Origin of the sequence: Streptomyces sp. AgN23 (assembly GCF_001598115.1) — a bacterium.
GTDB lineage: Bacteria > Actinomycetota > Actinomycetes > Streptomycetales > Streptomycetaceae > Streptomyces > Streptomyces antimycoticus.
On sequence record NZ_CP007153.1, the window covers coordinates 8,744,278 to 8,759,326 of the forward strand.

General features: G+C 71.7%; 10 protein-coding genes. All 10 read right to left on the bottom strand.

Going from position 1 to position 15,049, the window contains the following annotated elements; translation table 11 throughout:
• Positions 1–265: 265 nt before the first annotated feature.
• Positions 266–3,196 (bottom strand): glycoside hydrolase family 2 TIM barrel-domain containing protein, encoded by a 2,931-nt coding sequence (locus AS97_RS37895; RefSeq protein ID WP_210566472.1) that lies wholly within the window; start codon positions 3,194–3,196, stop codon positions 266–268.
• Positions 3,197–3,285: 89 nt separating this feature from the next.
• Positions 3,286–4,557 (bottom strand): ROK family protein, encoded by a 1,272-nt coding sequence (locus AS97_RS37900; RefSeq protein WP_125761379.1) that lies wholly within the window; start codon positions 4,555–4,557, stop codon positions 3,286–3,288.
• A 237-nt stretch (positions 4,558–4,794) separates the two neighbouring features.
• A complete protein-coding gene (locus AS97_RS37905) occupies positions 4,795–6,396 on the bottom strand; it encodes a penicillin-binding transpeptidase domain-containing protein (protein ID WP_125761381.1) in 1,602 nt (533 codons plus the stop codon).
• 39 nt (positions 6,397–6,435) lie between these two features.
• Entirely contained in the window at positions 6,436–6,627 is a 192-nt protein-coding gene (locus AS97_RS37910) for a hypothetical protein (RefSeq protein WP_014056379.1), read from the bottom strand.
• Between the two features lie 165 nt (positions 6,628–6,792).
• Entirely contained in the window at positions 6,793–7,452 is a 660-nt protein-coding gene (locus tag AS97_RS37915; RefSeq protein WP_059146595.1) for an LUD domain-containing protein, read from the bottom strand.
• Positions 7,453–7,538: 86 nt separating this feature from the next.
• The gene (locus AS97_RS37920; protein WP_210567371.1) at positions 7,539–9,008 is read right to left on the bottom strand and encodes a lactate utilization protein B; all 1,470 of its coding nucleotides are present in this window, start codon (positions 9,006–9,008) and stop codon (positions 7,539–7,541) included.
• A 97-nt stretch (positions 9,009–9,105) separates the two neighbouring features.
• Positions 9,106–9,858, bottom strand: coding sequence for a (Fe-S)-binding protein (locus tag AS97_RS37925; protein ID WP_059146555.1), 753 nt, complete (start codon positions 9,856–9,858; stop codon positions 9,106–9,108).
• Complete coding sequence (locus AS97_RS37930; protein WP_210566473.1) at positions 9,849–11,396, bottom strand: rhamnulokinase family protein; 1,548 nt, start codon at positions 11,394–11,396, stop codon at positions 9,849–9,851. The genes AS97_RS37925 and AS97_RS37930 overlap by 10 nt, the downstream gene beginning before the upstream one ends.
• Before the next feature lie 68 nt (positions 11,397–11,464).
• Positions 11,465–13,504: a bifunctional aldolase/short-chain dehydrogenase gene (locus AS97_RS37935; protein WP_210566474.1), complete on the bottom strand. Its 2,040-nt coding sequence runs from the start codon at positions 13,502–13,504 to the stop codon at positions 11,465–11,467.
• Between the two features lie 356 nt (positions 13,505–13,860).
• Complete coding sequence (gene rhaI, locus AS97_RS37940; RefSeq protein WP_210566475.1) at positions 13,861–15,021, bottom strand: L-rhamnose isomerase; 1,161 nt, start codon at positions 15,019–15,021, stop codon at positions 13,861–13,863.
• Positions 15,022–15,049 lie beyond the last annotated feature (28 nt).

Sequence of the window (15,049 nt, forward strand, 5' to 3'; positions counted from 1 at the left end):
CAGGCCGACAACACGTGAGGGCGGGGGTGTTGGCGTCAGGCGCGGGGGCTCTTCCCCCACCCCGCCCCTTCCCGAACCGGGGCGCTGCCCGGCCCCCGCTGGGCTACGCACCAGACCCGTTCCGGGGGCTCCGCCCCCGAACCCCGGCGGAGGCAGCCCCTTGGACTGCCCCCGCACTCTTCTGACCAGCGGGCGGGGTGCGGGTGGCGCAGGCGCCTACGGTCGGGGCCGGTCGCCGCGGCCCGCCCCGACCGGTACGTGACCGTCAGCCCAGCCGCGAGAACGTGAACGAGAACTCGGCCGGTGCCACGTCCAGGCGATGCTCGTCCAGCACCCCCGGGCCGCAGGACTGGGTGCCGATGCCCTGCTGGCCGTGGTCCAGGTTCACCCACACCGTCTCGTTCGACGCTTCGAGATCCGGTGTGTGCTCGGCCGCGTCGAGCTGCTCGGTGGTCCAGCGGCGCGCGGTGAACCAGAAGGCCGGATCGCCCTCGATCCGCACCCCCGAGCCGTCGGGCGCGGTCAGCCGCACCCAGCGGACGTCGATGCGGGCGCCGTTCTCCTGCGGGCGCACGTACGGCGTCTGGAGCTCGTCGACCGACAGCGCCCACCGCCCGACCCGCGCGGCGGCCCGCGTGTCCGGGTACGCCTCGCCCGGGCCGCCGCCGAACCACTCGGCCTCGCCCAGCGCGGCCGGGACCCCGAGCCGCAGGCCCAGGCGCGGCAGCGGGCAGGTCCACTCGCCCAGCGGGGTGACGGAGACCGCCAGGCTCAGCCGTCCGTCCTCATCGGCGGTCCAGCGGTAGACCGTCTCCAGACCGAAGTCGACGGCCGCGGGCGCGACGCGGGTACGGACGGTCAGCGCACCGTCCGGCGTCGTCTCCACCGCGTCGGTCCGGTGCCGCACCCGGTGCAGCCCGAACCGGCGCCAGATCAGGCCCCAGCGCTCGTCCGGCTGCCAGGACGCGCCGTTGTCGTTGTCGGTGGGCGCGCGCCAGATGTCCAGCCGGGGCGGTTCGGTGACGGGCAGTCCGCCGAGTGACGTCAGGGCGCCGGTGGCCGCGTCGAAGACGCCCGGGCCGAGCACGATCCGGTCGCCGTCGCGACGCGGCGCCTCCCCCGAGGCGAGGGCGCGCGCCCGGCCGGTGCCGGGAGCGGTGGCGGGGAACTGCGCCCAGGCCACCGTATGGCCCGCCTCGGCCCATGCCGTCGCGGCCGCGAGCCGCGCCTCGACGGTCCACCGGGTCTCCGCTCCCGCCTCGGCGGCGGGCGGTGCCGGGAGCTTCAGCTCGGCGGACTCGCCCGGGGGCAGCGGCGGCACCGCCAGCTCACCCGAGCCGATCGCCTCGCCCTGCGCCTCGTAGCTCCAGGAGAAGACGAGAGAGGACAGATCGGCGAAGTCATGGCCGTTGGTGATCCGGACCGTGCCGTCGGCCCCGTCGCCCTCGATCCGCACCGGCTCGATGACCTTCTTGTACTCGATCAGCCCCGGGGAGGGGGTGCGGTCGGGGAAGACCAGCCCGTCGCAGACGAAGTTCCCGTCGTGCAGTTCCTCGCCGAAGTCCCCGCCGTACACGTGGTAGAAGCGGCCGTCGGGGGCCCGCCGGGTGAAGCCGTGGTCGATCCACTCCCAGACGAAACCGCCCTGGCAGCGCTCATGCGCCTCGAACAGCCGCTGGTACTCGCCCAGTCCGCCCGGCCCGTTGCCCATGGCGTGCGCGTACTCGCACTGGATGAACGGCAGCGCCCGGCGCTTCGCGTCCAGCTCCGGATCGCCCCACGGCGCCTCGGCGCGCCGGCCGATCTGGTCGACCTCCTCGTGCGGCGCGTACATCCGCGAGTAGACGTCGGTATCGGCGCAGGACAGATCGCCCTCGTAGTGGATCACCCGGGACGGGTCGCGCTCCCGGATCCAGTCGGCCATGGCGGACAGCCCGCGTCCGGTGCCGCACTCATTGCCCAGCGACCACATCACGATGGACGGGTGGTTCTTGTCGCGCTCGACCATGCGCTCGGCGCGGTCGAGCAGCGCCGGGGTCCAGCGGTCGTCGTCCACCGGGTTGTTCCGCCAGTCCAGGACGCCGAAGCCATGGGTCTCCAGATCGCATTCGTCGATCACCCACAGCCCCAGCTCGTCGCAGAGCCCGAGGAAGGCCGGATGCGGCGGATAGTGGCTGGTGCGCACGGCGTTGATGTTGTGCCGCTTCATCAGCACCAGGTCGCGGCGCATGGTCGCGAGGTCCACGACCCGCCCGTTCTCGGGGTGGAACTCATGCCGGTTGACGCCGCGGAAGAGCACCCGCCGCCCGTTGACCTTGAGCAGCCCGTCCTCGACCACCACGGTGCGGAAGCCCACGTGCAGCGAGACGCTCTCGCCCACGGTGGTCAGCCGCGCCTGGTACAGCCGCGGTGTCTCCGCCGTCCACGGCTCGACGGGGACGGTGGCGCTCTCCCCGGTGGCCAGGTCGAGGCCCAGCTCGGGGACGGTGACCCGGCCGCCGGGGTCGGAGTCGATCCGCAGCGTGCCCTCGCCGGTGGTGTGGTCGTACGAGGCGTGGACGAAGTAGTCGGCGAGCGCGCCCTCGGGGCGGTGCTCCAGCGTCACCTCGCGGAAGATGCCGGGCAGCCACCACTGGTCCTGGTCCTCGAGATAGCTTCCGGAGGACCACTGGTGGACGCGGACGGCCAGTACGTTCCCCGACGGCTCGAGCAGGCCGCCGACCTCGAACTCATGCGGCAGCCGACTGCCCTTGAAGGTGCCGAGCTCCTCGCCGTTGAGCCAGACCCGGGCGCATGACTCGACGCCCTCGAAGCGCAGCACCGCCTCCCCGCCCACCGGCCAGTCGCCGGGCAGGTCGAAGACGCGCAGATGGTCGCCGGTCGGGTTCTCGGCGGGGACGTGCGGCGGGTCCACCGGGAACGGATAGAGCACATTGGTGTAGATCGGCGCCCCGTGGCCGTGCAGCACCCAGTGGCCGGGCACCGGGAGCTCGTCCCAGCCGCGGGCGTCGTAGCCGGGACGGGCGAAGGAGTCGTCCTCGGCGGTGGCGGTCGGCGACAGCCGGAAGGACCACATCCCGTTCAGGCTCAGCCGCGCGGCGTCGGAGGATGGGGTCCAGGGGCGCGGCGGCAGCGCTCCCGCGCCGGGGGAGACGTCCTCGTAGTAGGGCAGTGGTGTGTGCTGCGTGGAGCTCATCGTTCTCCTCGGTCAGCCCTTGATACCGGTCTTCTGTGCGGTCATATGGGAGGACAGCGCGACCTGAACGGCCGTGCGCGACTCCGTTGTCACGAGGGTGTGGTGCGGTCCCTTGGCGGGGTGCGGTTCCTTGGCGTGGCGCGGTCCCCTGGCGTGGTGCGGCGGTTTTTCCGTCCCACCGACGCGAGCGAGCCCTCCAGGGCGAAGGTCGCCGCGCCGAGGCTAACGGGGTTGGACGGGATCGGGCACAGCACGATCTCGGTGTTCGCCAGCGGGCGGCGCAGCGCGCGCCCCGCCACCGCCGCGCGCACCTCGGCGAGCAGCGGCTCCCCGAGGGCGGCCGCGACCCAACTGCTGAGCACGATCACTTCCGGGTTGAGCAGATTGATCAGATCGGCGAGGGCGGCGCCGAGATAGCGCGCCGTGGTGTGCACGACCTTCACGGCCACCGGATCGCCTTCCATGAGGCCCCGGCCGAGCGCCTCGATGGTGGCCGTCTGGTCGTCCGGGTGCAGCAGCGGGCTGTCCGGGCTCAGCTCGCGCAGGTTCCGCATGATGCCGGGGGCGCCGACATAGGTCTCCACACACCCCTGGTTACCGCAGTGGCACTGCCGTCCGTCCAGGACGAGGGTGGTGTGCCCCCACTCCCCGGCGCTGTTGCTGACCCCTCGGTGCAGGGTGCTGCCGAGCGCCAGCCCGGCCCCCACGCCCGTACCGAGGTTGACCACCACGGCGTCGTTCCGCCCGCGCGCCGCCCCGAACCACTGCTCGGCCACGGTGCAGGCGCGCAACGGATTGTCGAGGTGCAGGGGGTAGGGGATGTGCTCGGCCAGCAGCCGCAGCAGCGGGACGTCATGCCAGTCCCAGTTGGCGGCGAAGACCGAGACCCCGCCCTCGCGGTCCACCTGCCCCGGCATGCTGACGCCCACGCCCAGCACCCGGTCCGCGGCCACGCCCGCCTGCTCGACCACCGAGGACACGGCGTCCGCGATATGCGCGACCACCTTGCCCGGGTCGTTCTCCCTCGGGCGCAACTCCTCGTCCGCGCGGGCCAGGACGGTCAGCGCCAGATCGAACAGCTCGACATGGATATACGTCTCGGCCACATCCACGCCGATCAGCGCGGCGCCCGAGGAGTTGACCGCGACCAGACCGCGCGGCCGGCCGCCGTCGGAGTCCTCGTAGCCGACCTCGACCAGCATCCCGAGGTCGAGCAGCTCACCGACGAGATTCGCCACGGTCGCCGGGCTCAGCTCCGTCGCGGCGGCCACCTCCTGCCGGGAGACGGGGGATTGGGCGACGACATGGCGCAGCACCCCGTAGCGGTTGGCGGTGCGTATGTCGCGGGACGTGCGCTTCACGCCGGAATCCCCTCTGCGCGGGCAGACGCGGTGCCGTGCCGTGCTGTGCTGTGTCGTGCCGTAGCCGTGCCGTGCTCTGTCGGCTGCCGCGCCAGGCTAGAGCGTGGGTCGGACCATGAACAACCCCTTAGCCCAACCCCTGTACGAAGTGGCGGGGCAGCGGGGGAGGTCAGGGGGTAGCGGCTTTTGAGTACCGCGCGTCAGCCGGCATTGAGTACCGGTTTCGTGTACCGCGCGTCAGCCGGTTTCGAGTACCGCGCGGACGACGGGCCCGGCGGCTTCCCCGCCGTGGCCGCCGCCGGTGACCACGGCGGCGGCCGCCACATCGTTCCGGTAGGCGGTGAACCAGGCGTTGGTCTTGGGCTGGCCGTCGATCTCGGCCGAGCCCGTCTTGGCCCCGATGTCGCCGGTGAGCCCGGACATCGCCCGGGCGGCGGTGCCGCTCGTCGCGGTCAGCCGCATCATGGCCCTGAGCTGCGACCTGGTGGCCGGGCTGAGGCCGCGGTCGCTGGTGGCGATCTCCCGGTGGTCGACCGAGCGCGGCACGATCACGGGCTGCTTGAAGGTGCCGGTCTGGGCGGTGGCCGCGACGGAGGCGATGGTGAGCGGGTTCATCTGGACCGTGCCCTGGCCGATCATGGCGGCGGCCTTGTCGTCGCCGCTTCCGCTCGGCACCTCGCCGTCGAAGGTGGTGATGCCCACCCGCCAGTTCAGCCCGAGGCCGAAGACGGTCCGCGCCTCCTGGGCCACCGCGCCGTCGGGCACGGCTCCGGCGAGCGAGACGAACGCGGTGTTGCAGGACGCCGCGAAGTCCTGCGCGAAGGTGGCGCCGGGGTTCTCGCTGTCCTCGACGTTGTGGAACGTCATGCCCTGTGCGTACGCCGCCGTCTTCGGGCACGGCACCAGGTGGCCCGGGCTGACCTTGCCCGCCTCCAGCAGGGTGGCCGCGGTGACTATCTTGAACGTCGACCCCGGCGCCGTCTGCCCCTGCAGCGCGGCGTTGAACTCGGCCCGGTCGGAGTTGGCCACCGCCAGGATCTCCCCGGTGCTGGGCCTCAGCGCCACCACGGAGGCGCCGTCGCGAGTGGCCACCGCCTTCTCCGCGCGCTTCTGCGCTCCGGCGTCGAGGGTGGTGCGCAGGGTGCCCGGCGTGCCCTTCTTCACCACATGAAGCGTCGTTCCGGCCGTCCCGTCGGCCTTGATCGCCGACACCTCCACCCGCGCCGTGCCCCCGGCGTCCGCCCCGTATCTCGCCCGCAGGGCGATCAGTACCGGGTCGAGCGAGGGGTAGCGGCCCTGCCGCAGCTCCTTGCCGTCGTGGTCCAGCACCCGCACCGGCGGATTGTCCGCCAGATCCGTCCGCACGGACTCATCGGCCGCGAGCTTGGGATGGAGGACCGAGGGTCTCCAGTCGACCAGGGGCTTCTTGGTGGTCCGGCCGCGCACCACGGTCAGCCGCGATGCGTACGTCCAGTTCGAACGGGTCTTGTCGAAGACCACTTCGGCCTTGACGGTGAACGGCACCGTGGTGCCCCGGGCCGTGCCCGGGGTGACCGTCACCTTCTCCACATGGCCGTCGTCGCGATAGCCGCTCAGCGCGCCGATGGCCGCCTCGGCGTCGTTGGTCAGCCCGGCGGCCAGCATGTCGTTGCCGTCCGCCCATGCGTCCAGGAATTCCCGCGCGGTCTGCCGGGTCTCGTCCGCGGTCACCGGGCCGTCATGGGGCGCGGTGGTATCGCCGCCGGTCACGCCCGTGTAGAGGTTGTATCCGCCGTACCCGGCGACGCCCAGAAGCCCCGCCGTCACCGCTCCGAAGACGACCTTGCCCACAGCCCCCATGGCGTCCCCCGCTTTTCAGATGTGGTCGGCTCGCGCAGCTCAGGCGGCCTTCTCCACCTCGCCGCGCAGCGCCCGGGTGTAAACCTTCAGCAACCGGCTGTACTCGGCCCGCTCCGAAGGCCGCAGTGCCCGGCCTGCCCGGGCCCGCAGAAAGACGCGAATCGCCTCATTGGCCTGGTCGGTGGAGGAGGTGGTCAGTAAGGCAGGTTGGTGAGTAGGAGTCGGACGCATGCCATAAGAGTAGAGGCCCCTACCGACAACGGCATCGGAGTAAACCGCCCAACTGCGGTGTTACCGGGGGTATGTGAGGAAGACCGCATTGCCCGCACGGGTGTTCCGTCGCCTGCCCCTATGGCATATGCCCCGCCGTGGCCAGGGTGTGCGTCCCCTGCCTCGTCAGCTCTGACCAGCGGTTTCCGGCCCGGCCGGCGGCCCGGTGAGGATCACTTCGAGGGTGCGGGGGCCGTGGACGCCTTCGACGCGATCGAGTTCGATGTCACTTGTCGCGGACGGGCCCGAGATCCAGGTCAACGGGCGGGCCGGATCCAGGCGTTCAAGGCCCTCCGGGACGGAGTCCACGACCTGGTCGGGCACTCGGATGACGCAGATGTGATGGTCGGGGACGAGGGTGATGCGGCGGCGGCCCTGGTCGGGGGCGGCGTCCAGGACCACGGTGCCGGTTTCGGCGATGGCCACCGCGCAGGCCGTCACCACGCTGGAGACCGCGTCCAGGTCGTGCGGGGTCAGCCCCTCCGTGTCCGGGACCCGGCGCACCGCGTCGGGGACGGCGGACAGCCAGGAGTCGGGGAGGCCGGGGGGTAGGGCCACGCTGGTCGCGCCGCGGTCGGCGAGGAGGCGGGCGATCAGGGCGGGGAGGGCGGGGGCGTCGGTGCGGTGGACGATCGCGCGGTAGTCGGCCAGGTGCTCGGCGAGGAGGTCCACGGTCTCGCTGGGGGTGCGGTCGCCATGGACGCGGTGGTAGGTGCGCTCGACCGGCACCGCGTCGGGCGTCTCGGCGCGCGGCACATCGGCCAGGGCCCGGCGGATGCGGGCCATGACCAGGGCGCGGGAGCCGGGGCTCTGGGCGCCGGGGCCCTGGGTGCTTTGGATTCCGGGGTTCCGGGAGCCGGGGGCTTGCGGGGTCATGTGGTCTTCCTTCCCTCCGTGCCGCTCTCGCCGCGGGTGCGTCGCCACCAGTCGCGGAACGACTCCTCCGGCACCTTCGGCAGCTCCCGCGTATCGCTCCACGCCCGCCCCGGACCGGGCAGCCGGCGCGGATGGAAGCGGCGGGTGCGGGAGGCCAGGCGCTGGCCGGTGCGCAGCACCCGGGGGTGGTCCAGGGCCCAGCGGGCGGCGCGCATCGCGGCGCGCTCGGCGGCGTGGCCCTTGGCGGGCTTGATGACGGTACGGGTACCGCTGACGGAGACGGGCCCGCCCTCGACCACACGCTCACGGAGGTGGACCAGGATCTCCGGGATGTCGATGGCGACCGGGCACACCTCGTAACACGCCCCGCACAGGGAGGAGGCGTACGGGAGGGAAGCGTCCAGCTCGCTCTGGACACCGCGCAGTTGGGGGGTGAGGATCGCGCCGATCGGGCCCGGGTACGCCGATCCGTAGGCATGGCCGCCCGCCCGTTCGTACACCGGGCACACATTGAGACACGCCGAGCAGCGGATGCAGCGCAGCGCCTGGCGGCCCACGGTGTCGGCGAGGGTGTCGGTGCGGCCGTTGTCGAGGAGGACCAGGTGGAAGGTGCGGGGCCCGTCCGCGTCCGTGGTGCCGGTCCAGGTGGAGGTGTACGGGTTCATCCGCTCGGCGGTCGAGGAGCGGGGCAGGACCTGAAGGAAGACCTCCAGGTCCTGGAAGGTGGGGACGATCTTCTCGATGCCGACGACGGAGATCAGCGTCTCGGGGAGGGTCAGGCACATCCGGCCGTTGCCCTCGGACTCCACGACCACGAGCGTGCCGGTCTCCGCGATCATGAAGTTGGCGCCGGAGATGCCCACCTTGGCGTTCAGGAACTTCTCCCGCAGGTGCAGCCGCGCGGCCTCCGCCAAGTCGGCGGGCGCGTCGGTCAGCCGCTCCGGGGCCGGGCGGCCCCACTGGGCCATCTTCTCCGCGAAGATGTCGCGGATCTCGCCCCGGTTGCGGTGGATCGCCGGGACCAGGATGTGCGACGGGAGGTCGTCGCCGAGCTGCACGATCAGCTCGGCGAGATCGGTCTCGTACGCCGTGATCCCGGCGGTGGCGAGCGCGCCGTTCAGGCCGATCTCCTGCGTGGCCATCGACTTGACCTTGACGACCTCGCGCTCGCCCGTCGCCTGCACCAGCTCGGTGACGATCCGGTTCGCCTCGTCCGCGTCCGCAGCCCAGTGGACGTGGCCGCCGGCCGCCGTGACCGCGCTCTCCAACTGCTCCAGATAGTGGTCGAGATGGCGCAGCGTACGGTCCTTGATGGCCGCGCCCGCGGCGCGCAGCGACGACCAGTCGTCCAGTTCGGCCACCGCCGTGGCGCGCTTGGCGCGGATGGTGTGGGTGGCGTGGCGGAGGTTGGCGCGCAGCCGGGTGTTCCGGGTCGAGGCGTCGGCCGCCGCCGGGAAAGCGGGCATCCCCAGGTAGGTGGCTTGGTGGGTTCCGCTCACCAGTCGTGTCCTTCCCTCTGGGGTTCGCTCACCTGATGGTGTCCGCTCGCCTGGCGGTGTCGGTTCACCAGACGTTTCCTTCCGTACTGGCCAGGATCTCGGCGATGTGGACGGGGCGGACCGTGGAGCCCTGGCGGGCGAGTGTGCCGCCGATGTGCATCTGGCAGGAGTTGTCCACCGTGCACACGGCCTCGGCGCCGGTCGCCGTGATGTTGCGCGCCTTGTCCGCCCCCATGGCCGCCGAGACGGCCGCGTTCTTGACGGCGAACGTACCGCCGAAGCCGCAGCACTCATCGGCGCCCGGCAGCTCCACCAGGTTCAGCCCCTTCACGGCGGCGAGGAGCGAACGCGGGCGGTCGCCGAGCCCCAGCATCCGCAGCCCGTGGCAGGTGGGGTGGTAGGTCACGGTGTGCGGGTAGTACGCGCCGACGTCGGTGACCTTCAGGACGTCGGTGAGGAATTCGGTCAGCTCGTACGTCTTGGGGACCGCCTCGGCCGCCGCGTCCGCGAGCTCCTGGCCACGCCCCTCCGCGGCCGCCTTGGCGCCGATCCGGGGGTAGTTGTCCCGCACCATCGCCGCGCAGGACCCCGAGGGGGCCACCACGTAGTCGTAGTCGTGGAACGCGGCGGCGTAGCGGCGCACCAGCGGTTCGGTCTCGTGGCGGTAGCCGGTGTTGAACTGCGGCTGGCCGCAGCAGCTCTGCGCCTCCGGGAAGCCGACCTCCACGCCCAGCCGTTCGAGGAGCGTGACCACGGCCTGGCCGGTGTGTGGGTAGAGGGTGTCGTTGACGCAGGTGATGAAGAGCGCTACGCGCACGGTTCCTCCTCGTCGCCCAGGCCGGTGGCGGCCCTTGTGACCTGCGCGTCCCCCAGCCGGGCGGCTGCCCGGTCCCACGCCGAATGATCACCTGTGGGCTCATACTGCCTCAGTGGCTGGGTGCTGTGAAGCAGCGCGCGCAATTCGGACAGCCCGCCGGTGATCACTCCGGCCGCCCTGGCCTGGACCAGTACGTTTCCGAGGGCCGCCGCCTCGGCCGGGCCCGCGATCACGGGGAGCCCGCAGGCATCGGCGGTGAGCTGGCACAACAGCGCGTTGTGCACACCGCCGCCGACGATATGCACGGTGCGGACCGTACGGCCGGACAGCCGCGCGGCGTCGTCGATCGCGCGGCGGTGGGCCAGGGCGAGGGAGTCCAGGACGCAGCGGGTGGTCTCGGCCGGGGTACGGGGGACGGGCTGGCCGGTGCGGCGGCAGGCGTCGGCGATGCGGTCGGGCATGTGGTGCGGGGCGATGAAGGCGGGGTCGCCGGCGTCGACCACGGAGCGGAGGGGGGTGGCTCGGGCTGCCGCTTGGAGGAGTGCGGTGAGGTCGGTGTCGGTGGCTTGGGCGGCTGTGGTGCCCCGGGTTTCCCAGGCGCGGACGCACTCCTGGAGCATCCACAGCCCCATGATGTTGCGCAGATAGCGGACCGTGCCGTCCACGCCCAGCTCATTGGTGAAGTTGGCCGCGCGGCTCGCCTCCGTGAGCACCGGCGCGTCCAGCTCGAGCCCGGCGAGGGACCACGTGCCGGTGGCGATGTACGCGAAGTCGGGCGTGGTGGCCGGGACGCCGACGACGGCGGACGCGGTGTCGTGCGAGCCGACGGCGGTCACGGGGACGGGGGTGGCGAGGCCCGTCTCGGCGAGGACCTCGGGGCGCAGGGTTCCGGCCGGGTCGCCCGGGTGGCGCAGGGGCGGGAAGAGCGACAGATCGATGCCCAGGGCCTGCGCCACGGGGGTGGCCCAGTCGCGGGTGAGGGGGTCGATGAGCTGGGTGGTGGAGGCGTTCGTCAGCTCGGTGCCGGGCTCGCCGGTGAGCCAGTACGAGATGAGGTCGGGGATGAGGAGGAGGCGGTGGGCGGCGGTGAGGGCGGGGGTGCCCCGGGCCGAGATGAGCTGGTAGATGGTGTTGAAGGGGAGGTGCTGGATGCCGGTGGCGGCGTAGAGGGCCTGGGGCGAGAGTGTTTCCGCGACCTTTTCGGCGGCGCCGTTGGTGCGGGTGTCGCGGTAGTGCACGGGGTTGGCCAGGAGGGTGCCGTCGGCGGCCAGGAGGCCGTAGTCGACGGCCCAGGTGTCGATGCCGATGCCGGCCAGGGGATGGGTGGTGTTTCTCGCCGCTGCCTTCAGGCCGTTCAGGACGCCCTGGTAGAGGGACAGGATGTCCCAGTGCAGGGTGCCCAGGACGCGGGTGGGCCGGTTGGGGAAGCGGTGTGCCTCGTGGAGGGTCAGCCGTTCGGGGGCGACCTCACCGACGATGACGCGGCCGCTGGACGCACCGAGGTCTACGGCGGCGAAGCGGTGCTCTTTGGTGGACACGTGGACCTCGTGGTGGGTGGGGTGCGTGGGCGGTTGCTGTGGTGCGTACGGGGCCCCTCACGCGCCTGTCAGCGCAGGAACGCCGCCGCGACCCCGGCGTCGACGGGGATGTGCAGACCCGTGGTGTGGGTCAGGTCGCCGCCTACGAGCGTGAAGACCGCGTTCGCCACGTGGGTCGGGAGTACTTCGCGCTTCAGGAGGGTGCGTCGGGCGTAGAACTCGCCCAGCTTCTCCTCGGGGACGCCGTATACGGCCGCGCGTTGTGCGCCCCAGCCGCTTGCGAAGATGCCGGAACCCTGGACTACGCCGTCGGGGTTCACTCCGTTGACCCGGATGCCGTGCTCGCCCAACTCTGCTGCGAGGAGGCGGACTTGGTGAGCCTGGTCGGCCTTGGTCGCGGAGTACGCGATGTTGTTCGGGCCCGCGAAGACGGCGTTCTTGGAGGCGATGTACACGATGTCGCCGCCCATGTTCTGGGCGATGAAGGTCCGTGCCGCTTCGCGGGAGGCCAGGAAGCTGCCTCGGGCCATGATGGTGTGCTGGAGGTCCCAGTCCTGGGTGGTTGTGTCGAGGAGGGGCTTGGAGATGCTGATCCCGGCGTTGTTGACCAGGATGTCCACCCCGCCGAAGTGCAGGGTTGCCTGGGCGAATGCCGCCTTGATCTGCTCTTCGGAGGTGACGTCGGCGGTGACGGCGGTGGCCTTGTCCGGGCCGCCCAGCTCCTGTGCGACGGCCGTGGCCGAGTCCGCGTTGATATCCGCCACCACGACGCATGCGCCCTCGGCCACCAGGCGATGGGCGATGGCCTTGCCGATGCCCGAGCCGGCGCCGGTCACCAGGGCGATACGGGTCGCGAGGGGCTTGGGCTTCGGCATGCGCTGGAGCTTGGCCTCTTCGAGCGCCCAGTACTCGATGCGGAACTTCTCCGACTCCTCGATGGGGGAGTAGGTGGAGACGGCTTCCGCGCCGCGCATGACGTTGATCGCGTTGACGTAGAACTCGCCTGCCACACGGGCCGTTTGCCTGTCCTTGCCGTAGCTGAACATCCCGACGCCGGGGATGAGCACGATGGCGGGATCCGCGCCGCGCATGGGAGGGGAGTCGGGGGTGGCGTGGTTGTTGTAGTAGGCCGCGTAGTCGGTGCGGTACTCGGCGTGGAGTTCCCTGAGGCGGGTGATCGTCTCGTCGAGGGGGGTGTCGGGCGGGAGGTCCAGGACCAGGGGGCGGACCTTCGTACGGAGGAAGTGGTCCGGGCAGGAGGTGCCGAGGGCCGAGAGGCGTGGGTGTTCGGCGCGGGAGACGAAGTCCAGGACGGTGTCGTTGTCCGTGAAGTGGCCCACCTGGGGGCGGTCCGTGGAGGCCAGGCCGCGGATCACGGGCGCCAGGGCGGCCGCGCGGGCGCGGCGCTCGGCGTCGGGGAGGGTGGGGTGGACGACGGGGCCGAACGGGTCGGCCTTGCCGCGTGCGGTGAGGAACTCCTCGGCGGTACGGATGATGCGGAGGGAGTTGGCCTCGCACGCGGCGGAGGTGTCGCCCCAGGCGGTGATGCCGTGGCCACCGAGAATGCAGCCGATGGCCTGGGGGTTGGCCTTCTTGACGGCGGCGATGTCCAGGCCCAGTTGGAAGCCGGGCCGACGCCAGGGCACCCAGACGACCTGGTTGCCGAAACACTCTTTGGTCAGCGCCTCGCCATCGGCCGCGCAGGCGAGGGCGATGCCGGAGTCGGGGTGGAGGTGGTCGACGTGGGCGGCGTCGACCAGGCCGTGCATCGCGGTATCGATGGACGGCGCGGCCCCGCCCTTGCCATGCAGGCAGTAGTCGAAGGCCGCGACCATCTCGTCCTCGCGATCCACCCCTGGATAGACCTCGGTGAGCGCGCGAAGCCGGTCCAGACGGAGCGCGGCGAGCCCGGAGTGGGCGAGCGTGCCCAGATCGCCACCGGAGCCCTTGACCCACATCAGCTCGACATCCTGGCCCGTGACCGGGTCGGTCGCGGTGCCCTTGGCGGAGGTGTTTCCGCCCGCGTAGTTGGTATTGCGGGGGTCGGCACCGAGACGATGCGAGCGCTCCAGGAGCGCGGCCGCCTCGGGGTGGAGTGCTGCGGTCATGACGTCCTCTGTGTGTGAACCGGGCCGGTCTCGGTGGGTTTCGGTGACAGCGGGAGGCGTGTCCCGCGGGGGCGGGTTTGAGGGCCAGTAGTGGTCGGGGGCGGCGCCAAGGGGTTCGCGGCGAAGCCCCGCGTGTTTGGGGCGGCTGGCTGGGGTGTTCGGGCGGAGCCCCGGCGGGTTCGGTGCAGCGCCTCTGGGGTTCGGTGGGGAGTCCCAGAGGTCTGGGGTAGTGCCCGGGGGTTTGGGGCGGAGCCCCAGGAGGGGCTCGGGGTGGAGCCCCAGGGGGCCCGGGGGCTTGCCCCCGGGTTCGGGGAGGGGCGGGGTGGGGTGGGGTGGGGAAGGGCCCGTCGCAGGCGCTACGCCCCCCACCCCGCCTGCTGCCCACCCACCCGCTCCGAAACGATCCGCTCCGCCCACCCCGAGCCCCGGTACGCGCCCATCGGGTCGGCATCGATGCCCAGTTCCTCACGGACCTCGGCGAGCAGCGGCCGTACGTCCGTGTTGTAGGCGTCCATCAGCACCGCGTTGGCGCCCAGCACGTCGCCCGTGCGCTGGGCGGCGGCCAGCGCGTCCCCGTCGACCAGGAGGGCCTTGGCCGTGGCCTCCTGGACGTTCATGACGGAACGGATGATCGCCGGGATCTTGGGCTCGATGTTGTGGCACTGGTCGAGCATGAAGGCGACCCCCGAGGCCAGCCCCCCGCCGCGGACCACCTCGTACATGATCCGGAAGAGCTGGAAGGGGTCGGCGGCGCCCACCATCAGGTCGTCGTCCGCGTAGAAGCGGGAGTTGAAGTCGAAGGCGCCGAGCTTCTTCTCGCGCAGGAGGAGGGCGACGATGAACTCGATGTTGGTGCCGGGGGCGTGGTGGCCGGTGTCGACGCAGACCTGGGCCTTGGGGCCGAGCTTCAGGCAGTGGGCGTAGGCGGTGCCCCAGTCCGGGACGTCCGTGGTGTAGAAGGCGGGCTCGAAGAACTTGTACTCCAGCAGCATGCGCTGGTCGTCGCCGAGACGGTCGTAGACGGCGGTCAGGGCCTCGCCGAGGCGGTCCTGGCGGGCCGCGATGTCGTCCTGGCCGGGATAGTTGGTGCCGTCGGAGAACCAGAGCTTGAGGTCACGGGAGCCCGTGGCGTCCATGATGTCGACGCACTCCAGGAGGTGGTCCAGCGCCTTGCGGCGGACCGCCGGGTCGGGGTGGGTGACCGAACCCAGCTTGTAGTCGTCGTCCTGGAAGACGTTGGAGTTGATGGCGCCCAGTTTCAGGCCGCGTTCCTCCGCGTATGTGGCGAGCGCCCCGTAGTCCTCGACCCGGTCCCAGGGGATGTGGAGGGCGACGGTGGGCGCCACTGCGGTCAAGGCGTGCACCTGGGCGGCGTCGTCCAGCTTCTCCTGGGGGGAGCGCGGGACACCGGGCTGGGCGAAGACCTTGAACCGGGTTCCGGAGTTGCCGTACGCCCATGACGGCGTCTCGACCGCCTGGCTCTTGAGGGCCGCCTTCACGGCTGGAACGTCAGACATGAATCTCCTTCATGAAACGATTCAAGAA

Coding starts and splice junctions, on each gene's coding strand:
- AS97_RS37920 (WP_210567371.1), bottom strand. CDS start 9,008: ATGCCCGCTTTCCCGGCGGCGGCCGACGCCTCGACCCGGAACACCCGG.
- AS97_RS37915 (WP_059146595.1), bottom strand. CDS start 7,452: ATGGCCCGCATCCGCCGGGCCCTGGCCGATGTGCCGCGCGCCGAGACG.
- AS97_RS37905 (WP_125761381.1), bottom strand. CDS start 6,396: ATGGGGGCTGTGGGCAAGGTCGTCTTCGGAGCGGTGACGGCGGGGCTT.
- AS97_RS37895 (WP_210566472.1), bottom strand. CDS start 3,196: ATGAGCTCCACGCAGCACACACCACTGCCCTACTACGAGGACGTCTCC.
- AS97_RS37935 (WP_210566474.1), bottom strand. CDS start 13,504: ATGACCGCAGCACTCCACCCCGAGGCGGCCGCGCTCCTGGAGCGCTCG.
- rhaI (WP_210566475.1), bottom strand. CDS start 15,021: ATGTCTGACGTTCCAGCCGTGAAGGCGGCCCTCAAGAGCCAGGCGGTC.
- AS97_RS37910 (WP_014056379.1), bottom strand. CDS start 6,627: ATGCGTCCGACTCCTACTCACCAACCTGCCTTACTGACCACCTCCTCC.